This window comes from Stenotrophomonas sp. STK17_22 (assembly GCF_051983905.1).
In the GTDB taxonomy this organism is placed as follows: Bacteria; Pseudomonadota; Gammaproteobacteria; order Xanthomonadales; family Xanthomonadaceae; genus Stenotrophomonas; species Stenotrophomonas maltophilia_A.
Map to the genome: position 1 here is coordinate 3,376,856 of NZ_CP197010.1, position 25,262 is coordinate 3,402,117.

The window sequence follows — 25,262 nt, forward strand, 5'->3', positions numbered from 1 at the left end:
GTCTGGGCGGCATGAAGAAACTCACCGCACTCGTTGGGCTGTTGGTCCTGGCCTTGGCCGCATGGTGGTTCGGCGGCCCGTACATGACCGTCAATGGCCTGTCCAAGGCCATCGAGCAACGCGACACCGCGCGCCTGGAGCGTTACGTCGATTTCCCGCGCGTGCGCAGCAGCCTGCGCGCGCAGCTCAATGACTATCTGGTGCGCCAAGCCGGCCCGGATGTGGCGGCCAGCCCGTTCGGTGCCCTGCTGTACGGGCTGGGCGACCAGCTTGGTGGTGCCGCGGTGGACACCATGGTGACCCCGACCGGGATCGGCGCGATGCTGCAGGGTCACGTGCTGTGGAAGCGCGGCCGCAATGAACTGCAGGGCGGCGATGCCTTCGGCGCGACCGAACCCGCGCGGCCGCTGAAGCATGCCGAACATCATTTCGAAGCGCTGGACCGCTTCGTGATCGATGTCGATCGCGGCCCCGGCCAGCCGCCAATGAAGGTGGTGCTGGAACCGCAGGGCCTGCGCTGGAAGGTGGTGGACCTGCAGCTGGGGATGTCGGGCAGCCCTTGACGGGACCCGTGGCCTGACGGCAATGCCAACCAAGGTTGGCGACTACCGGGGTACAGCGCTCTGGTAGATGCCCACCTTGGTGGGCATGCATCCAGAACAGCGCCAACCAAGGTTGGCAACTACCAGACCCTATCCTTCGTTGGCAACGCCATGCGGTACGTGGCCGGCGGCTACATGCTCTCGGGCGCTGTCGATGTTGTGCTGCGAATCATCGAAGAAGATGTCGGCGCCGAACGCCTGCAGGAACGGGCCCTTGTGGCGGCCACCGAGGAACAGCGCTTCGTCCAGGCGCACACCCCACTCACGCAGGGTGCGGATCACCCGTTCGTGCGCAGGTGCCGAACGCGCGGTCACCAGTGCGGTGCGGATCGGTGCACTGTCTCCGGCCGGGAACACTTCCTGCAGCGTGTGCAGCGCCGACAGGAAGCCACGGAACGGCCCGCCGCTGAGCGGCTCTCGGGCGCGCTCGCGTTCGTGGCGGCCAAAGGCTTCCACGCCCTGCTCGCGCGAAATGCGCTCACTCTCGTCGCCGAAGATCACGGCGTCACCGTCAAAGGCGATGCGCAGCTGACCGGCCGGGCGACCGGTATCGATCTGGTCGGCCGCCGCGGCGGCGGTTTCTCCAGGCGGCTTGGGCAGGATGGTCGCCGCCGCGATGCCATGGCGCAGCGCGCTGCGCACCGATTCCGGGTTGGCCGACAGGAACAGGTCGGTGCCGAACGGCTTCACGTACGGCCAGGTCGGCTCGCCGGCGGTGAACGTCGCACGGATGATGCCCAGGCCGTAGTGCTGGATCGAATTGAAGATGCGCAGGCCGGTATCGGCCGAATTGCGCGACAGCAGGATCACCTCGACCCGCGGATTCTCCGGGCTGGCGCCCTGGTTCAGCGCCAGCAACTTGCGCACCACCGGGAAGGCCACGCCGGGCCCGAGGATATCGTCCTCGTGCTGGCGCTGGAATTCGGCATAGGCCGCCACGCCATCGCTCTCGAACAGCGCATGGCTTTCCTCGAGGTCGAACAAGGCGCGCGAGGTCACCGCGACGGTCAGCAAACGGGGGGAGTTGTCGCCCATCGGTGGGGGTCCTTCAAGCGGTCGGCGCGGCCGGCCGCCTATTGTCGTCAAAAAACGAACTGTTCGCTCAGGATCCGGTCTTCCAGGTTGTGCTCCGGGTCGAACAGCAGGGTCACGCGGCGGTCCTTCGACTCGCGGATGGTCACCTCGACCACGTCGCGGGTCTCGTGCGAATCCGCTGTGACGCTGACCGGGCGCTTGTACGGATCGAGCACGCGGAAACGCACTTCGGTGTCGGCCTTGAGAATCGCCCCGCGCCAGCGTCGCGGCCGGTACGGGGCCAACGGCGTCAGCGCGATGGTATGCGAGCCCAGCGGCAGCACAGGACCGTGTGCGGAATAGTTGTAGGCGGTGCTGCCGGCCGGGGTGGCCACCAGCACGCCGTCACCGATCAGTTCGGCCACGCGTTCCTGGCCGTTGAGATCGATGCCGATATGCGCCGCCTGCCGGGTCTGGCGCAACAGCGAGACGTCGTTGTAGGCCAGCGAGCCGGTACTGGTGCCTGATTCGGTCAGTGCCACCATCTCCAGCGGGCGCAGGTTGGCCGGTTCGGCACGGGCGATGCGCGCCTGCACGTCATCGTCGCCACGGTATTGGTTCATCAGGAAGCCGACGGTGCCCAGCTTCATGCCGAACACCGGCTTTCCCAGGTGTCCGTGCCGATGCAGGGTCTGCAGCATGAAGCCGTCGCCGCCCAGCGGACACAGCACGTCGGCCTGCTCCGGCGCGTGATCGCCATAACGCGAGATCATCGCCGCGCGGGCCATCTGTGCAGGTTCGGTGGCGCTGGCCAGGAAAGCGATGCGGGGGGTGTCGCTCATCGGTGGATCCGGGTGGGTGTGCCAGCAAGAGCATACCCGGTAGTGCCGGCCGCTGGCCGGCAACCGCCCATCTGCGGGGAGGTCGATGGGGTTGCCGGCCAGCGGCCGGCACTACCCTACCCAGGCATGCGCCGCAAAACATAACGGCCCCGCTTTCGCGGGGCCGTTCCGTTTCACTCAAGCCAGGCATCGCCTGGCACCACTCCACTTATGCGCCGTGGGCAGCGAGCTGGCCCAGGCGCTGCACCGCGACCGAGACGGTCGGGTAGTCCAGGGTCTTCTGCTCGGCCAGTTCGGCCAGCATCGCCAGGGTGAAGCGCAGGCTGTTGTCATCGCGGCCCATCCATGCGGCCACCTTGGCTTCGGCACTACCACCCTTGGTGCCCAGCACCTGGCCCGCCAGGTTGCGGTGGTTGGCGGCCAGCTCGTCGCGCAGCACGCCACGTGCCACGGCGTGCCAACGGCCGTTGACCTCCAGCGCATCGACCTGCTCGAACAGCCACGGCAGCTGCAGGGCATCGCCCAGGCGGAAGTGGACCTTGGACACGTCCACCGGCTTCAGCTTGCGGGTACGGGCCAGTTCGATGATGTCGAACGCCGGCTCCAGGAAGTGCAGTTCGGCCAGCTGCTGGGCCAGCGCGGACGGCAGGCCCTTTTCCTTCCACTCGGCCACCAGGGCTTCATAGGTCGGACGCTGCGAATCCGGCAGCACACCCGAGGCAACGCGGATGTCGTTGAACGGACCCTGGTAGCGGTTGACCGCTTCGGTGATGCCCGGCATCGCGCCCGGGCGCGACAGCAGCCAGCGCACGAACGAGCGCTGCAGCTTCCAGATCACTTCCAGTGCGTCGATCTGCACCGACTCCGGCACCTTGCCGTCGAGGGCATCGATCTGCGCCCACAGCGCGCGTGCATCCAGCGTTTCACGGCTGATGGTGTAGGCCTTGGCGACCTCGGCGATGGAACGGCCGGTGTCTTCCTGCATGCGCATCAGGAAGGTGGCGCCCATGCGGTTGATGGTCTGGTTGGTCACGGCCGTGGCGATGATTTCGCGCTTCAGGCGGTGACGCTCCATCGCGTCGGCGTACTTCTTCTGCAGCGGGGTCGGGAAGTAGCGCTGCAGCTCCTTGGACAGGTACGGATCTTCCGGAATGTCCGAATCCAGCAGCTGGGCGAACGCCACCAGCTTGGAGTAGGACAGCAGCACCGACAGCTCCGGACGGGTCAGGCCCTGGCCGCGTGCCTTGCGCTGCGACAGCTCGGCATCGGACGGCAGGAACTCGATCTGGCGATCAAGCAGGCCCTGCTGCTCCAGGGTACGGATGAAGTGCTGCTTGGAACCCAGGCGCTTGACTGCCATCCGCTCCATCAGGCTCAGCGCCTGGTTCTGGCGGTAGTTGTCGTTGAGCACCAGCTCGGCGACTTCATCGGTCATCGAGGCCAACAGCTTGTTGCGCTGCTCGACGGTCAACTTCTTGGCCCGCACCACATCGTTGAGCAGGATCTTGATGTTGACTTCATGGTCGGAGGTGTCGACACCGGCCGAGTTGTCGATGAAGTCGGTGTTGAGCAGCACGCCGGCCTGGGCAGCTTCGATGCGGCCCAGCTGGGTCATGCCCAGGTTGCCGCCCTCGCCCACCACCTTGCAGCGCAGCTCGCCACCGTTCACGCGCAGCGCGTTGTTGGCGCGGTCGCCGACATCGCTGTGCTGCTCGCTGGCGGCCTTGACGTAGGTACCGATGCCGCCGTTCCACAGCAGGTCGACCGGTGCCTTCAGGATCGCGCTCATCAGGTCGTTCGGCGACAGCGCCTTGACGTTCTCGTCCAGGCCCAGCACTTCACGCACCTGAGGGGTGATCTCGATCGACTTCAGGCTGCGCGGGTACACGCCGCCGCCCTTGCTGATCAGCTTGGCATCGTAGTCCGCCCAGCTCGAACGCGGCACGGTGAACAGGCGCTCACGTTCGACGAACGTGGTGGCTGCATCCGGGTTCGGGTCCAGGAAGATGTGGCGGTGATCGAACGCAGCGACCAGGCGGATGTGGCGCGACAGCAGCATGCCGTTGCCGAACACGTCGCCGGACATGTCGCCGACGCCGACCGCGGTGAAGTCCTGGCTCTGGCTGTCACGGCCCAGCGCACGGAAGTGACGCTTGACCGACTCCCACGCACCGCGTGCGGTGATGCCCATGCCCTTGTGGTCGTAACCGACCGAACCACCGGAGGCGAACGCATCGCCCATCCAGAAGCCGTGCGCGATGGCCAGGCCGTTGGCAATGTCGGAGAAGGTCGCGGTGCCCTTGTCGGCAGCCACCACCAGGTACGGATCGTCCATGTCGTGGCGCACGACATCCACCGGCGGCACGATCTTGTTGTTGACGATGTTGTCGGTGATGTCCAGCAGGCCCTGGATGAACAGCTTGTAGCAGGCCACGCCGTTGGCGAAGATCGCGTCGCGGTCGCCGTTCACCGGCGGGGTCTTGGCGAAGAAGCCGCCCTTCGCGCCAACCGGCACGATGACGGTGTTCTTGACCATCTGCGCCTTGACCAGGCCCAGCACTTCGGTACGGAAGTCTTCGCGACGGTCCGACCAGCGCAGGCCACCACGGGCGACCGCGCCGAAGCGCAGGTGGGTACCTTCCACGCGCGGGCCGTAGACGAAGATTTCGCGGTACGGGCGCGGCTTCGGCAGGTCCGGCACCAGCGCCGAATCGAACTTGAAGCTGATGACATGGCCGTGCTGGCCGTTGGCATCGGTCTGGTAGTAGCTGGTACGCAGGGTCGCGTCGATCACGCCCATGAACGAGCGCAGGATGCGGTCCTCGTCCAGGCTGGACACGCGGTCCATCAGCTTCAGCAGCGCATCGCGCGCGGCCTGCATCTGCGCATCGCGGTCACCCTTGCGGGCGTCGACCACGGTCTTGAGCACCTTCAGGGTGGCGTCGTCGCCAGCAGCCAGCACATCGAAGTGGGCCTTCAGCTGGGCCTGGCCGGCGGCGATATCGTCCTTGCTCTCATGGCCGGTAGCCGGATCGAAGCGGGCTTCGAACAGCTCGACCAGCAGGCGGGCCAGCAGCGGGTAGCGCGCGAAGGTGCCTTCCACGTAGGCCTGCGAGAACGGCACGCCGGTCTGCAGCAGGTACTTGCAGTAGCCACGCAGCATGGCGACCTGGCGCCAGTGCAGGCCGGCAGCCAGCACCAGGCGGTTGAAGCCGTCGTTCTCGGCATCGCCGTGCCAGACGCGGGCGAAGGTCTCGCCGAAGGCTTCATCGACGCTGGCGGCATCGATCGCGCCGGCGGTCGACTCGACCTCGAAGTCCTGCACGTACACCGGCGCGTTGTCGACCGACAGGCGGTACGGGCGCTCGGCGATCACGCGCAGGCCCATGTTTTCCATCATCGGCAGCGCGTCCGACAGCGGAATGTCGTCCAGCTGGCGATACAGCTTCAGGCGCAGGCCATCGCCGCTTTCGCGCGGCACGGCCTGCAGGCTCAGGCGCAGGTCGTCCGGGCCGGTCAGGGCATCGAGCTGGCTGACATCGTTGGCGGCAACGGCGGTGCTGTTGTCTTCGATGTAGCCAGCCGGCAGTGCCTTGCCGATGCGGGCAGCGATGCGCAGGCCTTCGGTTTCGCCGTGGCGGGTCACCAGCGCTTCGCGCAGGTCGTCCTGCCAGTTGCGCAGCACCTGGGCCAGCTTCTGCTCCAGTTCGGCGGTATCGACGTCCAGCATTTCGCCCGGCTTCGGGCGCACGATCAGGTGCACCTGGGCCAGCGGCGATTCGCCCAGCACCACCGAGCTGTCCACGTACTCGCCGTGCAGCGCGTCCTTCAGCATCGCTTCGATGCGCAGGCGCACGTCGGTGTTGAAGCGCTCACGCGGCAGGTAGACCAGCGCGGAGATGAAACGACTGTACTTGTCGCGGCGCAGGAACAGGCGGCTGCGCACGCGCTCCTGCAGGCCCAGCACGCCCATCGCAGTGCGGAACAGTTCGTCCTCGCTGGACTGGAACAGTTCTTCGCGCGGCAGGGTTTCCAGGATGTGGCGCAGGGCCTTGCCGCTGTGGCTGGCCGAGGCCAGGCCCGACTGCTTCATCACGTGCTCGTGGCGCTGGCGCACCAGCGGGATTTCCCACGGGCGACGGTTGTAGGCACTGGAAGTGAACAGGCCGAGGAAGCGCTGCTCGCCGATGATCTTGCCCTTGGCGTCGAATTCCAGCACGCCGATGTAGTCCATGTAGCCGGCGCGGTGCACGCGCGAACGGGCATTGGTCTTGGTCAGGATCAGCGCGTCCTTCAGCCCGGACGTGGTGTTCAGGCCCTGCGCGGCCAGGGTCTTGACCGGACGTGCGGCGGACTTGTCCTTGCCGCGCATCAGGCCCAGGCCGGTGTCGTTCAGCGGCGCCAGCACCTCTTCCTTGCCCTGCTTCTCGACGCGGTACTCGCGGTAGCCGAAGAAGGTGAAGTGGTTGTCGGCGGCCCAGCGCAGGAATTCCTGTGCTTCCTTGCGCGACGCGTCGTCGACCGGCAGCTGGCGGCTGCCCAGGTCGTCGGCCAGCGCCAGCGCCTTGTCCTTCATCGGCTGCCAGTCGCGCACGATCGCGCGCACTTCGTCCAGCGCCTTGTTGATGGCCTGTTCGATGGCGGCCATGGCTTCGGCCGGCTGGCGGTCGATCTCCAGCAGCATCACCGACTCGGCATCACCCTCGCCGACCTTGACCAGCTTGCCGGCCTTGTCGCGGGTGAAGCGCAGCACCGGGTGGCCCAGCACGTGGACGCCCACGCCCTGCTCGGCCAGCGACATGGTGACGGTGTCGACCAGGAACGGCATGTCGTCGTTGACGATCTGCAGCACGGTGTGCGGCGATTCCCAACCGTTGGCCTTCGCGGTCGGATTGAACACGCGGACGTTGGCCTTGCCGGCCTTGCGGGCACGGGCGAATTCCAGCGTCTCAGCCGCGAGCGCGGCCCACTCTTCAGCGCTGTGGTGCGGGAACTCGTCCGACTCCATGCGCTTGTAGAAGTCAGTGGCGAAGGCCACCGCTTCGGCCTGTGCGGCCGCGGGGTAACGCTTGCGCAATGCCGTGTACACCGGCTCCAGGGAGAAACCAGCGGTCACTGCGACCTCCGACTCTGCTGGTTTGGTCTTGTTTTTCACGGTCTTGGCTGCGGTTTTTTGCGGTTTCATGGCAGAGCGATGCGCTTGCTCAGTTGGGAAAATGAAATTGTAGCCCTACCGCACGAAAAGGCCTTGCTGCAGGACGGAATAACCAGATTCGGGTTTGCTGCGGTTTAGACGCCTATTCAGTTCGCACCGGTATGGTGCTGGCGCGCGCTTCAGCACTGCCGACAGGATGGGCAAAGCGTGTTACCGGAAGACACACGCGGCGACGCCGATTCGATTCCACAATCCTGAACTGGACGGTATAGTCCACCGCGTGAACCCGGCCTACCTCCCCGTTGCCCTCGACGCACGCGATGAGCGCGTGTTCGATGCCGTGCGCGAGCTGCTGGCCCAGCAGGGCATGCAGATGAGCATGGACGCGGTGGCCCAGCATGCCGGCTGCTCCAAGCAGACCCTGTACTCGCGCTACGGCAACAAGCAGGAACTGCTGCGCCGGGTGATGCAGCGCCATGTCGGCCACGCTACCGGAGCCATGGTTCGTGCACTCCGCACTGACGACCTGCGTGCCAGCCTGCTCCAGTTCGCCACCGACTTCCTGGAGCATTTCAACCAACCGCACGTAGGGCAGGCCTGTCGGCTGATCGCCGCCGACGCGGCCCAGTTTCCCGAAGAGGCGCGTACGCTGTACCGGCATGGCGCCGGCGCGCTGACGCTTCATCTTGCTGAATGGATTGAAACCGTTTGCATGCGTGGCCAGCTCCGGCATGACGACCCGCACTTCATGGCCGAACTGCTGCTGAGCATGATCGCCGGTCAGGATTTCGACAAACAGCGTTTCCATACCCCCCATCGTGATGACGCGCAGCTGCGTCGGCGCTGGGCAGAGTTCTCCGTCGACAGCTTCCTGCGCGCCTTCGCGCCTCAGCCGTCGGCGGCCCCGTCTTCAAACCAACCCCGGAGTTCCTCCTGATGACCGCCCCACTCCGCACCCTTGCCTTGACGTGCGCCGTTGCTGTCGCGCTGGCTGCCTGCAAGAAGCCGGAACAGCAGACGCCCCCGCCGCCGGAGGTGGGCGTGATCGACGCCAAGCCGCAGACCCTGCCGCTGCAGCGTGAGCTGGTCGGCCGCCTGTCGCCGTTCCGCAGCGCCGACGTCCGCGCGCGCGTGCCGGGCGTACTGCTCAAGCGCGTCTACCAGGAAGGCTCGCAGGTCAAGCAGGGCCAGCCCCTGTTCCTGATCGACCCGGCGCCGCTGCGTGCTTCGCTCAACGCCTCCGAGGCACAGCTGGCCTCGGCCCGCGCGACCTACGCCAATGCCAAGGTCGCCGCCGACCGCGCACGTTCGCTGGCCCCGCAGCAGTTCGTCTCCAAGGCCGACCTGGACAATGCCGAATCGGCCGAGCGCACCGCGCTGGCCGCGGTCAAGCAGGCCGAAGCATCGGTGACCTCCTCGCGCATCAACCTGGGCTACACCGAAGTGACCGCACCGATCAGCGGCGTGGCCAACAAGCAGCAGGTCACCGAAGGTGCGCTGGTCGGCCAGGGCGATGTGACCCTGCTGACCACCGTTGACCAGCTCGACCCGCTGTACGTCAACTTCTCGCTGAGCGTGGACGAGCTGACCCAGCTGCGCGCGCAGCAGGCCAAGGGCGCGCTGGCGCTGTCCGGCGACGGCAAGGCCACGGTCAACGTCAAGCTGGCCGACGGCAGCACCTACAGCGAGCCGGGCACGCTGGACTTCTCCTCGACCACGGTCGACCCGGCCACCGGCGCGGTGTCGCTGCGCGCGCTGCTGCCGAACCCGCAGCAGATCCTGCTGCCCGGCGCCTTCGTCAGCTTCCAGGCCAACCTCGGCGAGCGCAACAACGCCTACCTGGTGCCGCAGCAGGCGCTGCTGCGCGACACCACCGGCGGCTACGTGATGGTGGTCGGTGCCGACGGCAAGGTGGTGCGCAAGAACGTGAAGACCGATGGCGCGCAGAACGGCAACTGGCTGGTCAGCGACGGCCTGGCCGCCGGTGACAAGGTGATCGTGGCCGGCGTGCAGAAGGTCAAGGAAGGTGCGCCGGCGGTGGCCAAGCCGTGGACCCCGGGGCAGGACGCCAACGGCAAGCCTGCCGCAGGCGGCGCCGCTCCGGCGGGCGCAGCACCGGCCGCAGGCAAGGCACCGGCCGACGCGGCCAAGCCCGAGCAGGCCGATGCGGCCAAGCCGGCCGCCACCGATTCGAACAAGCAGTAACGGGAACCTTCCGTCATGCCTAAATTTTTCATCGAACATCCAGTCTTCGCCTGGGTGGTTGCGATCCTGATCTCGCTCAGCGGCGTGATCGCGATCCTCAACCTGGGTGTGGAGTCCTATCCCAACATCGCCCCGCCGCAGGTCACCGTCTCGGCGACCTACCCGGGTGCCAGTGCGGACACCACGGAGAAGTCGGTCACCCAGGTGATCGAGCAGCAGCTGACCGGTATCGATCACCTGCTGTACTTCAGCTCATCGTCCGCTTCCAACGGCCGCGCGCAGATCACCCTGACCTTCGAGACCGGTACCGATCCGGACATCGCCCAGGTGCAGGTGCAGAACAAGGTCTCGCTGGCCACGCCACGCCTGCCTTCGGAAGTGACCCAGCAGGGCGTGGTGGTGGCCAAGGCCAACGCCGGCTTCCTGATGGTGATCGCGCTGCAGTCCGATACGCCGGCCATCAACCGTGATGCCCTGAACGACATCGTCGGCTCGCGCGTGCTCGACCAGGTCTCGCGTATTCCCGGCGTCGGCAGCACCCAGCAGTTCGGTTCCGAGTACGCCATGAACATCTGGCTCAACCCGGAGAAGATGCAGGGTTATGGCCTGTCGGCCAGCCAGGTGCTGGCGGCGGTGCGCGCGCAGAACGTGCAGTTCGCCGCCGGTGCGCTGGGTTCGGACCCGTCGCCGGAAGGCCAGCACTTCACCGCCACGGTCTCGGCCGAGGGCCGCTTCAGCTCGCCGCAGGAGTTCGAGAACATCATCCTGCGGGCAAATCCGGACGGTTCGCGGGTGCTGATGAAGGACATCGCCCGCGTTGCCTTCGGTGCCAACAACTACGGTTTCGACACCCAGTACAACGGCAAGCCGACCGGTGCCTTCGCCATCCAGCTGCTGCCGGGCGCCAACGCCCTGAACGTGGCCGATGCGGTGCGCGCCAAGATGGACGAGCTGCAGCCCAGCTTCCCGTCCGGGGTGACCTGGTTCTCGCCGTACGACAGCACCACCTTCGTCAAGATCTCCATCCAGGAAGTGGTCAAGACACTGTTTGAAGCAGTGTTCCTGGTGTTCCTGGTGATGCTGATCTTCCTGCAGAACTTCCGCGCCACCCTGATCCCGACCCTGGTCATCCCGGTGGCCCTGCTCGGCACCTTCCTGGGCATGTGGATGATCGGCTTCACGATCAACCAGCTGACCCTGTTCGCGATGGTGCTGGCGATCGGCATCGTGGTCGATGACGCGATCGTGGTGATCGAGAACGTCGAACGCATCATGACCGAGGAAGGCCTGGCGCCGAAGCCGGCCACGCAGAAGGCGATGACCCAGATCACCGGCGCGGTGGTGGCGATCACCGTCGTACTGGCCGCGGTGTTCATCCCGTCCGCCCTGCAGGGCGGCGCCGCCGGTGAAATCTACAAGCAGTTCGCGCTGACCATCGCCATCTCGATGGCGTTCTCGGCGTTCCTGGCTCTGGGCTTCACCCCGGCGCTGTGCGCGACCTTCCTCAAGCCGACGCACAACGACAACCCGAACATCATCTACCGCACCTTCAACAAGTACTACGACAAGATCAGCCATACCTATGTGGGGCACATCACTTCGGCGGTGCGCCATGCACCGCGCTGGATGATCCTGTTCGTGGTGCTGACCGCACTGTGCGGCTTCCTGTTCACCCGCATGCCGGGCAGCTTCCTGCCGGAAGAAGACCAGGGCTATGCGCTGGCGATCGTGCAGTTGCCGCCGGGCTCGACCAAGGGCCAGACCAACGAAGTGTTCGCGCAGATGCGTGGCATCCTGGAAAAGCAGGATGGCTATGAAGGCATGCTGCAGGTGGCCGGTTTCAGCTTCGTCGGTTCCGGCGAGAACGTGGGCATGGGCTTCATCCGCCTGAAGCCATGGGAGGAACGCAAGTTCACCGCGCCCGAGTTCATCCAGAACATGAACGGCGCGTTCTACGGCATCAAGGAAGCGCAGATCTTCGTGGTCAACCTGCCCACCGTGCAGGGCCTCGGCCAGTTCGGCGGCTTCGACATGTGGCTGCAGGACCGCAGCGGTGCCGGCTACGAGCAGCTGACCCAGGCGCGCAACATCCTGCTTGGCCAGGCTGCGCAGAAGCCCGATCATCTGGTGGGCGTACGCCCGAACGGCCTGGAAAACGCCCCGCAGCTGCAGCTGCATGTCGACCGCGTGCAGGCGCAGTCGATGGGCATGTCGGTGTCGGACGTGTACAGCACCATCCAGCTGATGCTGGCCCCGGTGTACGTGAACGACTTCTTCTACGAAGGCCGCATCAAGCGCGTGACCATGCAGGCCGATGGTCCGTACCGCACCGGCCAGGAGTCGCTGAAGAGCTTCTACAGCCCGTCCAGCCTGACCACGAATGCCGACGGCACCAATGCGATGATCCCGCTCAATACGGTGGTCAAGTCCGAATGGGTGTCGGCACCGCCGTCGCTGAGCCGCTACAACGGCTACTCGGCGATCAACATCGTCGGCTCGCAGGCACCGGGCACCAGCTCGGGTGAGGCGATGCAGACCATGGAAGGCATCGTCAACGACGATCTGCCGGCCGGCTTCGGCTACGACTGGTCGGGCATGTCCTACCAGGAAATCCTGGCCGGCAACGCGGCGACGCTGCTGCTGGTGCTGTCGATCGTGGTGGTGTTCCTGTGCCTGGCCGCGTTGTATGAAAGCTGGTCGATCCCGGTGGCAGTGCTACTGGTGGTGCCGCTGGGCGTGCTTGGCGCCCTCGGCCTGTCGATGCTGCGTGGCCTGCCGAACGATCTGTTCTTCAAGATCGGCCTGATCACCGTGATCGGCCTGGCCGCCAAGAACGCGATCCTGATCGTGGAGTTCGCGGTGGAGCAGCGCGCAGCAGGCAAGACCCTGCGCGATGCCACCATCGAGGCGGCACGCCTGCGTTTCCGACCGATCCTGATGACCTCGTTCGCGTTCATCATGGGCGTGATCCCGATGGCGATCTCCACCGGCGCCGGCGCCAATTCCCGCCACGCCATCGGTACCGGCGTGATCGGCGGCATGCTGTTCGCCACCCTGCTCGGCCTGCTGATGATCCCGGTGTTCTTCGTGGTCGTGCGCCGCATGCTGGGTGACAAGCTGGATGAGTCCTCCAAGGAATTCATGGAGCGCCAGCGTGACGCGGAAGCCGCGCATCGTCCGGATCGTTGATCCGGTAGTGAGTTGAAACGAAAAGGCCCCGGAGCGATCCGGGGCCTTTTCATTCGTGCCATGAAGCCGGTAGTCGCCAACCTTGGTTGGCGCCGCTGGATCCATGCCAACCAAGGTTGGCGCATGCCAAGCCGGCGTCTCAGCGCAGCAGCGCAACCACCACGCATACCACCACGAGAGCCAATGCAGCCCATTGCATCGGCACAAAGAAGAAATGATGGGGTGCAGCCATACCCTTCTGCCGGGGCGCACGGTTGAGCCACAAACCCAGCAATACGTTCACCGCTGCGCCGATGCCTGCACCCAACAGAACCTGGGGCAGCGGCGTGTTGCCCCTGGAGCCTTCATGCGGAAAGAAGTACGCCAGCAGCAGGATGGCTGCAATCGGCGTCACCAGCGTCATGAATCCCCAACCTCGATAGATCATCTTTGCAGACCGCGTAAAAACCGGCTTGCATTGGACCAGATCGGGTATCGCTCGGCCAAGAAGACCGTGTATCCACGCATGGCGTGGATCTACTGGCCGCGCCGCCGTTGCAGCGGCGCGGCCGGTCGAACTCAGCGCAGCCCGGTCTCGTTGCGGGCGATCACCAGGCGCTGGATTTCCGAGGTGCCCTCGTAGATCTCGGTGATCTTGGCATCACGGAAGTAGCGCTCCAGCGGCATTTCCTTCGAGTATCCCATGCCGCCATGAATCTGCACGGCCTGATGGGTGATCCACATCGCCGCTTCCGAGGCCGTCAGCTTGGCCACCGCCGCTTCGGTGCTGAAGCGCTTGCCTTGGCCCTTCACCCACGCCGCGCGCAGGGTCAGCAGCAGCGCTGCGTCCAGCTTGCACTTCATGTCGGCGATCTTGGCCTGGGTCATCTGGAAGGTACCAATGGCCGCGCCGAACGCCTTGCGCTCCTTCACGTACTCCAGGGTCGCTTCATAGGCGGCACGGGCGATGCCGATGGCCTGCGAGGCGATACCGATGCGGCCAGCATCGAGCACGCTCATGGCGATCTTGAAGCCCTCGCCTTCCTGGCCCAGCACGTCTTCAGCCTGCGCCACGTAGTCGTTGAACTCGATCTCGCAGGTGGCCGAAGCGCGGATGCCGAGCTTCGGCTCCGTCTTGCCGCGACCGAAGCCCGCCTTGTCGGTATCGATGATGAAGGCGGTGATGCCGCGCGCGCCCTTTTCCGGCTCGCTCATTGCGAACAGCACGATGTACTTGGCCACCGGGCCGGAGGTGATCCAGCTCTTCTTGCCGTTGATGACGAAGGTGCCATCGGCCTGCTTCACTGCACGGCAGCGCATGGCGGTGGCGTCCGAACCGGACTGCGGCTCGGTCAGCGCGAACGCGCCGATGGCCTCGCCTTCGGCGATGGCACGCACGTAGGTCTGCTTCTGTTCCTCGGTACCGTGGGTGAGGATGCCGTTGCAGAACAGCGAGTTGTTGACCGACATGATGGTCGAATGGGCTGCGTCGGCGGCGGCGACCTCCACCATCGCCAACACGTACGCCACCGGGTCCATGCCCGCGCCACCGTATTCGGTCGGCACTTCGATGCCCATCAGGCCGTTTTCGCCCAGCAGGCGGATGTTGTCCAGCGGGAACTCGCCGGTGCGGTCATGGTGCTCCGCGCTGGGGGCGATCTTTTCCTGCGCGATGCGCCGCGCCACGTCCTGCAGCATCAACTGCTCTTCAGTAAAGCTGAAATCCACAACACCCTCCCGGGTACATGAAGTTATGGGCCGCGCACCGCGCGCCCAGGTGCCTCGATTGTACCGGGGCCCGCCAGTTTCCGTACGCCAGCGACTTGACCGCGGCAGGCGTTCTCAGCGAATATATCTCTATATCGCGATAGGTAGATATTTATGGATCTGGAAGACTGGTCGACCCGCCTCAAGGTGTTCGCCGATGCCACCCGCGTGCGCCTGCTGGCGCTGCTGGAGCAGGAGGAACTGACCGTGGCCGAACTGTCGGCGATCACCCGGCTGGCACAGCCACGGGTATCCACCCACCTGGCGCGCCTGAAGGAAGCCGGCCTGGTCCGCGACCGCCGTGCGGGCGTGTCGGCCTATTACCGCTTCGACGAGGCCCAGCTGGACCCGGCGCAGCGTGCATTGTGGCATGCCTTGAGCAATGGAAGCGACGACCCCTTGCTGCGGCAGGACGCTGAACGTGTCGCCGCCGTGCTGGCCCACCGTGCCTCCGACCAGAACTGGGCCGACAGCGTGGCCGGCGACATGGAGCGCCACTATTCTCCCGGCCGCACCTGGGAAGCCCTCGCGCGTACCGCGTTGCCGCTGCTGGAGACCGGCGACGTGCTGGACATCGCCTCCGGTGACGGCGTGCTGGCCGAACTCGTCGCCCCGCATGCCAAGCGCTACATCTGCATCGATACCAGCGCGCGCGTGGTTGCCGCCGCCAGCGAGCGCCTGCGCCGCCTGCCCAATGTGGAAGTGCGCGAGGGCGACATGCATGCGCTGCCGTTCAAGGACGGCAGCTTCGACCTGGTGGTGCTGATGCATGCGCTGACCTACGCCAGCAAACCGGCGCAGGCGGTGACCGAAGCCGCGCGCGTGCTGCGCTCCGGCGGCCGCCTGCTGCTGTGCAGCCTGGCCCGCCACGAGCACAAGGCGGCGGTGGAGGCCTACGGCCACGTCAACCTCGGCTTCAGCGACAAGGAGCTGCGCAGGTTCGTCGACAAGGCCGGCCTGCAGGTATCCAGCCTGGAGACGGTCACCCGCGAAAAGCGTCCGCCGCACTTCGAAGTGATTTCACTGATCGCCAACAAGCCCTGAGCCCGAGATCGCCATGCCTGCCCTGCCCTGGTTGCATCCTGATCGTGCCAACGCCCTGCTCGACGCCCTGCGCGAGCGGATCCTGATCATCGACGGCGCGATGGGCACCATGATCCAGCGCCATGGCCTGCAGGAAGACGACTACCGCGGCGAGCGCTTCGCCGGTGGCTACGATCATGTGCATGGCCCCGCTTGCGACCACGCCGTGCAGGAAGGGCATGACCTGAAGGGCAACAACGATCTGCTGCTGCTGACCCGGCCGCAGATCGTCGCCGACATCCATACCGCCTACCTCGAAGCGGGCGCGGATCTGGTCGAGACCAACACGTTCAACGCCACGTCGGTCAGCCAGGCCGACTACCACCTCGAACACCTGGTGTACGAATTGAACAAGGCTGGCGCAGCGGTGGCACGCGCCTGCTGCGATACGGTAGCCGCAACCACACCAGGCAAGCCACGCTTCGTGATCGGGGTGATCGGCCCGACCAGCCGCACCGCCTCGATCAGTCCCGATGTCAACGATCCGGGCTTCCGCAACACCAGCTTCGACGAGCTTCGCGACACGTACCGCGAAGCCATTGACGGCCTGATCGACGGCGGCGCCGACACCATCATGGTCGAGACCATCTTCGACACGCTCAATGCCAAGGCCGCGCTGTATGCACTGGAGGAGGCCTTCGATGCACGCGGCGCAAGGTTGCCCGTGATGATCTCCGGCACCATCACTGATGCCTCGGGACGCACGCTGTCCGGGCAGACCGCCGAGGCCTTCCACGCGTCGCTCGCGCATGCGCGCCCATTGTCGATCGGCCTGAACTGCGCACTGGGTGCCGATGCGATGCGCCCGCACGTGGAAACCCTTTCGCAGGTCGCCGACTGCTACGTCAGCGCGCACCCCAACGCAGGCCTGCCCAATGCCTTCGGCGAGTACGACGAGACGCCCGAGGACATGGCCAGCACCCTGCGCGGTTTCGCCGAGGATGGCCTGTTGAACCTGGTCGGTGGCTGCTGTGGCTCCACCCCTGACCATATCCGCGCAATCGCCGAGGCCGTGGCCGGGCTGCCGCCGCGCGCCCTGCCCGGTATCCAGGAGCAGGCCGCATGAATGTCGCCGCCACCGTTCCGCACTTCCCGCCCTATTGCTGTTGAGCTGACGCCTGCCATGACGCCTGTCCGCCCTACCCGCCTGTCCGGCCTGGAACCTCTGGTCATCACTCCGGACCTTCTGTTCATCAACGTCGGCGAGCGCACCAACGTCACCGGCAGTGCGCAGTTCCGCAAGCTCATCAAGGAAGGCCGCTACGAAGAAGCGGTGGACGTGGCCCGCCAGCAGGTGGCCAGCGGCGCGCAGATCCTCGACGTCAACATGGACGAGGGCCTGATCGATTCGGAAGCGGCGATGACCCGCTACCTCAACCTGATCATGTCCGAGCCGGACATCGCCCGTATTCCGGTGATGGTCGACTCCTCCAAGTGGAGCGTGATCGAGGCCGGCCTGAAGTGCCTGCAGGGCAAGAGCGTGGTCAATTCGATCTCGCTGAAGGAAGGCGAGGCGCTGTTCCGCGAGCACGCACGCAAGGTCCTGCGCTATGGCGCGGCCGCGGTGGTGATGGCATTCGACGAAAGCGGCCAGGCTGACACCTGCGCACGCAAGGTCGAGATCTGCACCCGCGCCTACCGCATCCTGGTCGACGAGATCGGATTCCCACCGCAGGACATCATCTTCGACCCGAACATCTTCGCCGTCGCCACCGGCATCGAAGAGCACGACAACTATGCGGTGGACTTCATCGAAGCCACCCGCATCATCAAGCAGACGCTGCCGCACTGCCATGTGTCCGGCGGTGTTTCCAACGTCTCGTTCTCGTTCCGCGGCAACGAAACGGTGCGCCAGGCCATCCACTCGGTGTTCCTGTACCACGCCATTGCCGCCGGCATGGACATGGGCATCGTCAACGCCGGCGCCATGCCGATCTACGACGAACTGGAACCGGAACTGCGCGAGCGCGTGGAGGATGTGATCCTCAACCGCCGCAGCGATGCCACCGAGCGCCTGCTGGAAATCGCCGAGCGCTACAAGGGCAAGAAGGGCGCGGCGAAGACCGAAGACCTCGCCTGGCGCGAGAAGCCGGTGGCGCAGCGCCTGGCGCACGCGCTGGTGCACGGCCTGGATGCCTTCGTGGAAGAAGACACCGAACTGGCCCGGCAGGCGTCCAGCCGCCCGCTGGACGTGATCGAAGGTCCGTTGATGGATGGCATGAACGTGGTCGGCGACCTGTTCGGCGCCGGCAAGATGTTCCTGCCGCAGGTGGTGAAATCCGCGCGCGTGATGAAGAAGGCCGTGGCCTACCTGCTGCCCTACATCGAGGCCGAGAAGGCGCGCAGTGGCGACACCGCCAAGAGCAACGGCAAGATCATCATGGCCACGGTGAAGGGTGATGTGCATGACATCGGCAAGAACATCGTCGGCGTAGTCCTGGCCTGCAACAACTTCGAGGTGGTCGACCTTGGCGTGATGGTGCCGGCGCAGAAGATCCTCGATGCCGCGCGCGAGCACAACGCCGACCTGATCGGCCTGTCCGGCCTGATCACTCCATCACTGGAAGAGATGAGCCACGTGGCCCGGGAGATGCAGCGCCAGGGCTTCGACCTGCCGCTGCTGATCGGTGGAGCGACCACCTCGCGCGCGCACACCGCGCTGAAGATCGACCCACATTACAAGGCGCCCACGGTGTGGGTGAAGGACGCCTCGCGCGCGGTCGGCGTGGCCCAGTCGCTGATCTCGCGTGACCTGCGCGAGGCCTTCGTAGCCGCCAACGAGGCCGACTATGCCGAGATCCGCGCGCGCCATCGCAACCGTGGCGATGCCAAGCGCCTGGTTTCGCTGGAACACGCGCGTGGGCAGAAATTCCAGGGCGGCTGGGACACCTACACGCCGCCGGCACCGAACCAGCCCGGCCTGCACGTATTTGACGACTACCCGCTGGCCGAACTGGTCGACTACATCGACTGGACGCCGTTCTTCCAGGCCTGGGAGCTGGCCGGCAAGTTTCCGGCCATCCTCACCGACGAGATCGTCGGCACCCAGGCCAGCGATCTGTACAGGGACGCCCGCGCGATGCTCGAGCGCATCGTCAATGAGAAATGGCTGACCGCCAAGGCCGTGTTCGGCCTGTGGCCGGCCAACAGCATCGGCGACGACGTGCGCGTGCAGCACCCGCAGGGCGAGACCACCCTGCACTTCCTGCGCCAGCAGGTGGACAAGCCGGCCGAGCGCCCGGATTTCTGCCTGGCCGATTTCATCGCCCCGGCCGACAGCGGCAAGCAGGATTGGATCGGCGCCTTCGCCGTCACTGCCGGCATCGGCATCGACGCGCACGTAGCGCGCTTCGAAGCCGACCACGATGACTACAACGCGATTCTGCTGAAGGCCCTCGCCGATCGCTTCGCCGAAGCGCTGGCCGAGCGCATGCACCAGCGCGTGCGTACCGAATTCTGGGGCCATGAGCACGCCGAGACGCTGGACAACGAGGCGCTGATCGACGAGCAGTACCGTGGCATCCGCCCGGCGCCAGGGTACCCGGCATGCCCGGAGCACAGCGAGAAACGGCGCCTGTTCGACCTGCTGCAGGCCGAAGCCAACGCCGGCATGGAACTGACCGAGAGCTTTGCGATGCTGCCTACGGCGGCCGTTTCGGGCTACTACTTCAGCCATCCGCAGAGCCAGTACTTCGTGGTCGGCCGCCTCAGCCGCGAGCAGGTCAGCGACTACGCCCGCCGCAAGGGCGTGGACCGCGCCCAGGCCGAGCGCTGGCTGGCCTCCAACCTCGACTACGACCCCGAATGACACAAAAAGGGGACGGAGGGGATTAAGTCGTTTGTGCCCAAAACGACTTAATCCCCTCCGTCCCCTTTTCGCTTCATCATTGCGCTGGGCTTTGACGGTTTCTCGTCCGGTGTCGTTTGCCCTGGTCGGCGCACTGCTGTGCTTCTTCGCACCGAGCCTGCCACTGATCCGCGCACGCCGGAGCCGCTTCAAGGCCTGACGCCGGCGCCGGTCCTACTGCTGCAGCAGTACCTGCTGCAGCGACGGCAGCAGCACACGGTTGCCATGCGCGCTGAGGTGATCGCCATCGAAGAACAACGGCCGGCCATCGCGCTGCGCCGGGCACAGCACGTCATCACACAGCACCGGCATCGGATCCCACAGCACACCCCCTGGCAGGCCATCGACCACCTGCTGCAGGCTGCCCAGCATCGGCGCACGGAGCGTTTCCATCGCCTCACGCGTGCTGTCCAGGCCATTGCGGCAGATCTCGTTGCGCGCGTTGAAGCGGTCCGAACAGCGATACGGCGGCGCCGGCAGCACCGGTTTGGGCGCCTCCAGCACAATTCGCACACCGCGCTCGGCCAACGGTTTCCACTGGGTGATCGCCTCGGCCACTTCGGCCTCGCGTCCTGCAGTGGCTTCCGGGGTCAGCTCGCCCGCCAGCTGCGCCTGCGCATCGAACAATACGAACTGATCGGACAAGCGCGGTATCCGCAGCGACACCAGCACCACGGCATCACCTGGCTGCGCACGCTGCGTGACATCGGCGAGCATCGCTGCGTCGAAATCACTGCAACCGGCACCCGCGCCGCGCCACTTCTGCAGGCTCACCTGCGGGCATCCACCACGACCGTAGAGAATCACCTCCGAGCCACTCTCAAGCGCCAGCCGCTGCAGCAGCTCGATGTAGGCCATTGCATGCGAATCGCCAGCAACGAACACCTGCTTCGGCGCACCGGCAGGCACCGGCCGATCGCAGTCACCACGCGCATAGGTCCGCATGCTGCCACCTTCGAAGCGTCGCTTGGTGGTCACCAGGCTGCAGTCGGGATAGTCGCCTGCCACGCTCTTGCCGTTGGGATACCAGTCGCCGGGATGCCGACTGACCGTGCTCAGTGATATCCGCGGTGCCTGCAGGTACAGCAGCGTCTGGGTGCCGGCCGCGACCAGCAGCACAACCGAACCTGCCAGCACCCAGCGACCCGGGCGCAGATGCTGCGCCAAGGGGCCCCGGAACGGTTGCTCCACCCAGCGCCACGACAACCACGACAGCAGCAGCACCAGCGCCATCGCAGCGCTCATCTGCAGGGGTGTCTGCAGGCCCACGGTCCAGCGCATCAGCACGAATACCGGCCAGTGCCACAGATACAGCGAGTACGACAGCAGGCCGATGGAGCGCATCGGCCTGCTGGCCAACAGGCGTGCCACCCAGGACCGGGGATGATGATGCAGCGCCCACAGCAGGCCTGCCGCAGCAAAGGTCGGCAGCAGGCCATCAGGCCACGGCGAACGTCCGGCCCGTGCGGTCCACAATGCCCAGCACAGCAAGGCCAGCGCCACCATCGCGAGCAGCGAGAACACGGGCGCAGCGCGCTTCAGTGCAGTCGTCGTCACCGCATCCACTGGCTGGCGAACATGCAGCAACTGGAACAGCAGTACGCCAACGCCCAGTTGCCACAGCCGCGTAGTGGTGGCGTAGAACGCCCACGATGGCGGTGCCTCGCGCAGGCCCAGCACCGCCGAATGCAGCAGTGACGCCGCACTGACCACGGCAAACAGGCCAAGGCTGATCCAACGCCCGCGCGCGCCGCGCGCCCAGGCCAGGAACAGCAGCGGGAACAGCAGGTAGAACTGTTCCTCCACGCCCAGCGACCAGGTATGGGTATAGGGATTGAATTCGGCCTTGGGCGCGAAATAATCGTTGCCGATCAGCGCCAGCACCCAGTTGCTGAAGCCGAAGAATGCCATCAGCCCGGTCTTGTCACTGGCCTCGCTGAGCCAGGACTCGGGAATGAACAGCACGCTGCCGACAGCGGTCAACAGCAGGCAGCTGATCAGCGCAGGTGCGATGCGGCGGATGCGGCGCGAATAGAAGCGCAGCATCGACTGCCACAGCGACAACGACGGCAGCCGGTGCACCGATGCGCTGACCACGAACCCGGAAATGACGAAGAACACGTCTACGCCGGTGAACCCGCCCGGCAACCAGGCCGGGTCCAGGTGGAACACGATGACGGCCAGCACGGCAATCGCGCGCAGGCCGTCAATGTGCGGCACGTAGCCACGGCTTGGATCAGCGGTCATCCCTTCCCCCCAACCGCGGGGCAGTGCCGTCCGCGGTGGTTGCGCCTTTACCAGACCAGGTCGTCCGGCACCTGGTATTGCGGGTCCGCGTAGGGATCTTCCTCGGCCGGCGCATTCGGATCGACCTTCAGCGCCACCGATGCGGCGAACACCGCCTCGGACTGTGCCAGCACGTCGGCCGTTACCAGCAGGTAGCGGCCATTGAGCTGGACCACACCCAGCTCACCGGCATTGAGCGCGGTCAGCTGTTCGGCGGTCACATAGATGCGCTTGATCTTGCCGCCATACGGGAAGTGGCGGGCGATGTCCGCTGCCTCGGCGTTGAGGCTCTTGTCCTTCAGCAGTTCTTCCAGCTTGGCCTTCGCCTCGCGGCGCACGCGTGCTTCTTCCTGCTTCAGGCGCTCGGTCTCGATGCGCTCTTCCTTCTCCCGCTGCGCCCGGATGGCATAGGCCTTGGCCAGGTCCATCTCTTCGGTGCTGCGCGGCTTGCGCGGGCCCTGCTGGCCCTGGCCACCGCGCGCATGCCCGCCGGGCTTGCCCGCGCCATGGCCCTGCCCACGACGCTCACCGGGCTTGTGCTCGCCCTTGCCTGCGCCCTGCGGCTTTCCATTGCCGTTGCCGTTGCCACCCTTGCCCTGCGGGCGGCCATCACGGCGGGGGCCATCATTCTTGCGCTCGGGCTTGGGCGCGGGCTTGAAGCCCAGGCCCATCAGCTGGTCGCGGAGGGTATCGCTCATAGGATTCGGATCAGTAGTGCGGCGGCGGCGGTTCGCTCGCCGGATCGGAAGAATTCAGTGCGTTGCGGACCTTGCCCAGGTCTTCCAGCAGCACGCGCAGCACATCGGCGTTGCGCATGCCCTGCATGCGGGCATCAGCCAGCGCGTCGCTCAGCTCGGCCAGCGCCTGTTCCTGGAAGGACACGCGCATTTCCAGCTCGACCAGGCGCGCTTCCAGCGCCTGCTCGCGTTCAGTGGGCAGATCAGACATGCAACGAGCGCCCCCGGCCAATGCCGTAGTACGCAAGACCTGCGGCTTCCACTTCGCCCGGCTCATACAGGTTGCGGCCGTCGAACACCGCCGCATCCTTCAGCTGCTCGCGCAGCTTCTGGAAGTCGGGGCTGCGGAACTGCTTCCACTCGGTCACCACCACCAGCGCGTCGGCACCCTGCAGCGCTTCATCGGCACTGTTGCAGAACACCAGGTCATCGCGTTCGCCGAAGATGCGCTGCGACTCGTGCATCGCCTCCGGATCGTAGGCACGCACCGTCGCACCGCCTTCCCACAGCTGCGCCAGCAGTCGACGGCTGGAGGCCTCACGCATGTCGTCGGTGTTCGGCTTGAAGGCCAGACCCCATACGGCGAAGGTCTTTCCACGCACGCCCTCGTCCTCGCCCTTGTCGTAATGACGCTGGATGAGGGCAAACAGATGGCCCTTCTGCGCATCGTTGACCGCTTCAACCGCATTGAGCAGCTTCGGCTCAAGGCCATACTGCTGGGCGGTACGGGCCAATGCCTGCACGTCCTTGGGGAAGCACGAGCCGCCGTAACCGGCACCCGGATAGATGAAGTGCCAGCCGATGCGTGGATCCGAACCAATGCCCTGGCGGACCTGCTCGACATCGGCACCGACGCGTTCAGCGATGTTGGCGATTTCATTCATGAACGAAATCTTGGTCGCCAGCATCGCATTGGCGGCGTACTTGGTCAGTTCGGCCGAACGCACGTCCATTTCCACCACGCGGTCGTGGTTGCGGTTGAACGGCGCGTACAGGCGACGCATCACCGCCACCGACTCTTCGTTCGCCGCACCGATGATGATGCGGTCCGGGCGCATGCAGTCCGCAACCGCATCGCCTTCCTTCAGGAATTCCGGGTTGGACACCACGTCGAAGGCGATGTCCGCGCCACGCGCGGCCAGCTCTTCGGCAATGGCGGCACGCACCTTGTCGGCGGTGCCGACCGGCACCGTCGACTTGTTCACCACCACGGTCGGCACACTCATGTGCCGACCAATGGTTCGGGCTACGGCAAGCACGTATTGAAGATCGGCACTGCCATCCTCGTCCGGCGGCGTACCAACGGCGATGAACACCACCTGGCCGTGATCGATGGCGGCCGCGGCATCCGTGGTGAACGCCAGCCGCGCTGCGGCATGGTTGGCCTTCACCATCGGCTCCAGGCCGGGTTCATAGATCGGGATGATGCCCTGGTTGAGGCCATCCACCTTGGCCTGGTCGATATCGACACAGACCACCTGATGACCAACATCGGCCAGGCAGGTACCGGTCACCAGTCCAACGTAGCCGGTACCAAAAATCGCAACGCGCATATCCGTATTCGCTCCTGAATGACTTACGGCAGAACGCCCAGCAGCTCGACGTCGAACGTCAGAGTCGCGTTCGGGCCGATCGGGCCGCCCGGGGTGCCGTTCTCACCGTAGGCGAGTTCGCCCGGGATCCAGAAGCGGTACTTCGAACCGACCGGCATCAGCGCGACGCCTTCGGTCCAGCCCTTGATCACCTGGTCCAGACCGAACTCGGCCGGCTGGCGGCCGTAGGAACTGTCGAACACGGTGCCGTTGAGCAGCTTGCCTTCGTAGTTCACGCGCACCTTGCTGCTCGGCAGCGGGCGCTCGCCGCTACCCGGGCGGATCACCTGGTACTGCAGGCCCGACGAGGTGGTCACCACGCCCGGCTGGGTCTTGTTCTTGGCCAGGAATGCGTTGCCTTCCGTGCGGTTGGTCTGCGCAGCCTGGGCGGCCTTGGCCTGCATTTCAGCCTGCTTGGCACCCATGAAGGCCTGGATGGTGGCGGTCGCGTCAGCTTCCGTCATCTTCGGCTGGCCCTTGGTCAGGCCGGTGCTGATTGCGTCAAACAACGAGGCGACATCGATATCGTCCTTCAGCTGCGCCAGCGACGGACCCACCGAGTAGGAGCCGATCATCTGCGACACCTTGACGCGGTCGACCTTCGGCGGCTGCGAGCCCGGTGCCACGCCCGGCACCTGCTGGCCGCTGCGGGCCATCACGACCTGGCGCAGGGCGGCATCGGTGGCCTTGGCCTGTTCCTGGGTGATCTGCGGCTGCAGGCCCTCGAACGAACGCTCAACGGCGGTGCGCAGGGCGGCCACATCGATCTCATCGGCGATCGGGGTGAACGACTTGGCGACATCAAGGCCGATGGCGTAGCCGAGCTTCTGCTTGGGGGAATTCAAGGTTGCGGTCTCCTTGGCGGCTGCGGGGGCAGCCGGTTGTTGCGACAGAGCGACACCCGAAGTGCCCATCGCCAGAATCAGAACCGACGCCGCGGCGCCGCGCATTCCCATCTTCATTC

At 65.8% G+C, this 25,262-nt stretch carries 17 protein-coding genes; 7 read left to right on the forward strand and 10 right to left on the reverse strand.

What is annotated here, in order from left to right; translation table 11 throughout:
- Positions 1-11 precede the first annotated feature (11 nt).
- Positions 12-563, forward strand: coding sequence for a DUF2939 domain-containing protein (locus tag ACSYS9_RS15860; RefSeq protein WP_071227460.1), 552 nt, complete (start codon positions 12-14; stop codon positions 561-563).
- Between the two features lie 129 nt (positions 564-692).
- On the opposite strand, the gene ACSYS9_RS15865 is transcribed toward ACSYS9_RS15860, so the two are convergent.
- From ACSYS9_RS15865 to ACSYS9_RS15875, 3 genes are all read right to left on the reverse strand, one after another.
- Positions 693-1,637: a 5'-nucleotidase gene (locus tag ACSYS9_RS15865; protein WP_005417414.1), complete on the reverse strand. Its 945-nt coding sequence runs from the start codon at positions 1,635-1,637 to the stop codon at positions 693-695.
- A gap of 47 nt (positions 1,638-1,684) precedes the next feature.
- Positions 1,685-2,458: an NAD kinase gene (locus ACSYS9_RS15870; protein ID WP_071227459.1), complete on the reverse strand. Its 774-nt coding sequence runs from the start codon at positions 2,456-2,458 to the stop codon at positions 1,685-1,687.
- Positions 2,459-2,666: 208 nt separating this feature from the next.
- Positions 2,667-7,643: an NAD-glutamate dehydrogenase gene (locus ACSYS9_RS15875; protein WP_071227458.1), complete on the reverse strand. Its 4,977-nt coding sequence runs from the start codon at positions 7,641-7,643 to the stop codon at positions 2,667-2,669.
- 250 nt (positions 7,644-7,893) lie between these two features.
- Between ACSYS9_RS15875 and ACSYS9_RS15880 the strand changes: the two genes are divergently transcribed.
- The 3 genes from ACSYS9_RS15880 to ACSYS9_RS15890 are packed head-to-tail and all read left to right on the forward strand — an operon-like array spanning position 7,894 to position 13,007.
- Positions 7,894-8,550 (forward strand): TetR/AcrR family transcriptional regulator, encoded by a 657-nt coding sequence (locus ACSYS9_RS15880; protein WP_032127669.1) that lies wholly within the window; start codon positions 7,894-7,896, stop codon positions 8,548-8,550.
- Positions 8,550-9,818 carry an efflux RND transporter periplasmic adaptor subunit gene (locus tag ACSYS9_RS15885; RefSeq protein ID WP_049400216.1) on the forward strand — a complete coding sequence of 423 codons (1,269 nt, stop codon included), beginning with the start codon at positions 8,550-8,552 and terminating at the stop codon, positions 9,816-9,818. The genes ACSYS9_RS15880 and ACSYS9_RS15885 overlap by 1 nt, the downstream gene beginning before the upstream one ends.
- A gap of 15 nt (positions 9,819-9,833) precedes the next feature.
- Positions 9,834-13,007, forward strand: a complete 3,174-nt coding sequence (locus tag ACSYS9_RS15890) for a multidrug efflux RND transporter permease subunit (protein WP_049400218.1) — start codon at positions 9,834-9,836, stop codon at positions 13,005-13,007.
- A gap of 139 nt (positions 13,008-13,146) precedes the next feature.
- On the opposite strand, the gene ACSYS9_RS15895 is transcribed toward ACSYS9_RS15890, so the two are convergent.
- Positions 13,147-13,410, reverse strand: coding sequence for a hypothetical protein (locus tag ACSYS9_RS15895; RefSeq protein ID WP_080355173.1), 264 nt, complete (start codon positions 13,408-13,410; stop codon positions 13,147-13,149).
- Positions 13,411-13,565: 155 nt separating this feature from the next.
- On the reverse strand, positions 13,566-14,714 hold the full coding sequence (locus tag ACSYS9_RS15900; RefSeq protein WP_032127665.1) for an acyl-CoA dehydrogenase family protein: 1,149 nt from the start codon (positions 14,712-14,714) through the stop codon (positions 13,566-13,568).
- 153 nt (positions 14,715-14,867) lie between these two features.
- Here ACSYS9_RS15900 and ACSYS9_RS15905 point away from each other — a divergent pair, with 153 nt between their 5' ends.
- Genes ACSYS9_RS15905 through metH form a run of 3 tightly spaced genes read left to right on the forward strand, consistent with a single transcriptional unit; the run spans position 14,868 to position 19,644 of the window.
- Complete coding sequence (locus tag ACSYS9_RS15905; RefSeq protein WP_032127664.1) at positions 14,868-15,797, forward strand: ArsR/SmtB family transcription factor; 930 nt, start codon at positions 14,868-14,870, stop codon at positions 15,795-15,797.
- A gap of 13 nt (positions 15,798-15,810) precedes the next feature.
- Positions 15,811-16,902 (forward strand): homocysteine S-methyltransferase family protein, encoded by a 1,092-nt coding sequence (locus ACSYS9_RS15910; protein WP_071227457.1) that lies wholly within the window; start codon positions 15,811-15,813, stop codon positions 16,900-16,902.
- Between the two features lie 57 nt (positions 16,903-16,959).
- The gene (metH, locus tag ACSYS9_RS15915) at positions 16,960-19,644 is read left to right on the forward strand and encodes a methionine synthase (protein ID WP_071227456.1); all 2,685 of its coding nucleotides are present in this window, start codon (positions 16,960-16,962) and stop codon (positions 19,642-19,644) included.
- 213 nt (positions 19,645-19,857) lie between these two features.
- Here metH and ACSYS9_RS15920 read toward each other — a convergent pair whose 3' ends face one another.
- Genes ACSYS9_RS15920 through ACSYS9_RS15940 form a run of 5 tightly spaced genes read right to left on the reverse strand, consistent with a single transcriptional unit; the run spans position 19,858 to position 25,260 of the window.
- A complete protein-coding gene (locus ACSYS9_RS15920) occupies positions 19,858-21,930 on the reverse strand; it encodes an acyltransferase family protein (protein ID WP_071227455.1) in 2,073 nt (690 codons plus the stop codon).
- A 47-nt stretch (positions 21,931-21,977) separates the two neighbouring features.
- The gene (locus tag ACSYS9_RS15925; RefSeq protein WP_032127660.1) at positions 21,978-22,667 is read right to left on the reverse strand and encodes a DUF2058 domain-containing protein; all 690 of its coding nucleotides are present in this window, start codon (positions 22,665-22,667) and stop codon (positions 21,978-21,980) included.
- 10 nt (positions 22,668-22,677) lie between these two features.
- Entirely contained in the window at positions 22,678-22,917 is a 240-nt protein-coding gene (locus tag ACSYS9_RS15930) for a SlyX family protein (protein ID WP_019660397.1), read from the reverse strand.
- Positions 22,910-24,259: a UDP-glucose dehydrogenase family protein gene (locus tag ACSYS9_RS15935; protein ID WP_032127659.1), complete on the reverse strand. Its 1,350-nt coding sequence runs from the start codon at positions 24,257-24,259 to the stop codon at positions 22,910-22,912. The genes ACSYS9_RS15930 and ACSYS9_RS15935 overlap by 8 nt, the downstream gene beginning before the upstream one ends.
- A gap of 23 nt (positions 24,260-24,282) precedes the next feature.
- Positions 24,283-25,260 carry an FKBP-type peptidyl-prolyl cis-trans isomerase N-terminal domain-containing protein gene (locus ACSYS9_RS15940; RefSeq protein ID WP_019337358.1) on the reverse strand — a complete coding sequence of 326 codons (978 nt, stop codon included), beginning with the start codon at positions 25,258-25,260 and terminating at the stop codon, positions 24,283-24,285.
- Between the last annotated feature and the right edge of the window lie 2 nt (positions 25,261-25,262).

What these genes read in the sequence shown, in the direction of transcription:
- ACSYS9_RS15860 (WP_071227460.1), top strand. Translation starts at nt 12, where the DNA reads ATGAAGAAACTCACCGCACTCGTTGGGCTGTTGGTCCTGGCCTTGGCC.
- ACSYS9_RS15865 (WP_005417414.1), bottom strand. Translation starts at nt 1,637, where the DNA reads ATGGGCGACAACTCCCCCCGTTTGCTGACCGTCGCGGTGACCTCGCGC.
- ACSYS9_RS15870 (WP_071227459.1), bottom strand. Translation starts at nt 2,458, where the DNA reads ATGAGCGACACCCCCCGCATCGCTTTCCTGGCCAGCGCCACCGAACCT.
- ACSYS9_RS15875 (WP_071227458.1), bottom strand. Translation starts at nt 7,643, where the DNA reads ATGAAACCGCAAAAAACCGCAGCCAAGACCGTGAAAAACAAGACCAAA.
- ACSYS9_RS15885 (WP_049400216.1), top strand. Translation starts at nt 8,550, where the DNA reads ATGACCGCCCCACTCCGCACCCTTGCCTTGACGTGCGCCGTTGCTGTC.
- ACSYS9_RS15890 (WP_049400218.1), top strand. Translation starts at nt 9,834, where the DNA reads ATGCCTAAATTTTTCATCGAACATCCAGTCTTCGCCTGGGTGGTTGCG.
- ACSYS9_RS15895 (WP_080355173.1), bottom strand. Translation starts at nt 13,410, where the DNA reads ATGACGCTGGTGACGCCGATTGCAGCCATCCTGCTGCTGGCGTACTTC.
- ACSYS9_RS15905 (WP_032127664.1), top strand. Translation starts at nt 14,868, where the DNA reads ATGGATCTGGAAGACTGGTCGACCCGCCTCAAGGTGTTCGCCGATGCC.
- ACSYS9_RS15910 (WP_071227457.1), top strand. Translation starts at nt 15,811, where the DNA reads ATGCCTGCCCTGCCCTGGTTGCATCCTGATCGTGCCAACGCCCTGCTC.
- metH (WP_071227456.1), top strand. Translation starts at nt 16,960, where the DNA reads ATGACGCCTGTCCGCCCTACCCGCCTGTCCGGCCTGGAACCTCTGGTC.
- ACSYS9_RS15920 (WP_071227455.1), bottom strand. Translation starts at nt 21,930, where the DNA reads ATGACCGCTGATCCAAGCCGTGGCTACGTGCCGCACATTGACGGCCTG.
- ACSYS9_RS15925 (WP_032127660.1), bottom strand. Translation starts at nt 22,667, where the DNA reads ATGAGCGATACCCTCCGCGACCAGCTGATGGGCCTGGGCTTCAAGCCC.
- ACSYS9_RS15930 (WP_019660397.1), bottom strand. Translation starts at nt 22,917, where the DNA reads ATGTCTGATCTGCCCACTGAACGCGAGCAGGCGCTGGAAGCGCGCCTG.
- ACSYS9_RS15935 (WP_032127659.1), bottom strand. Translation starts at nt 24,259, where the DNA reads ATGCGCGTTGCGATTTTTGGTACCGGCTACGTTGGACTGGTGACCGGT.
- ACSYS9_RS15940 (WP_019337358.1), bottom strand. Translation starts at nt 25,260, where the DNA reads ATGAAGATGGGAATGCGCGGCGCCGCGGCGTCGGTTCTGATTCTGGCG.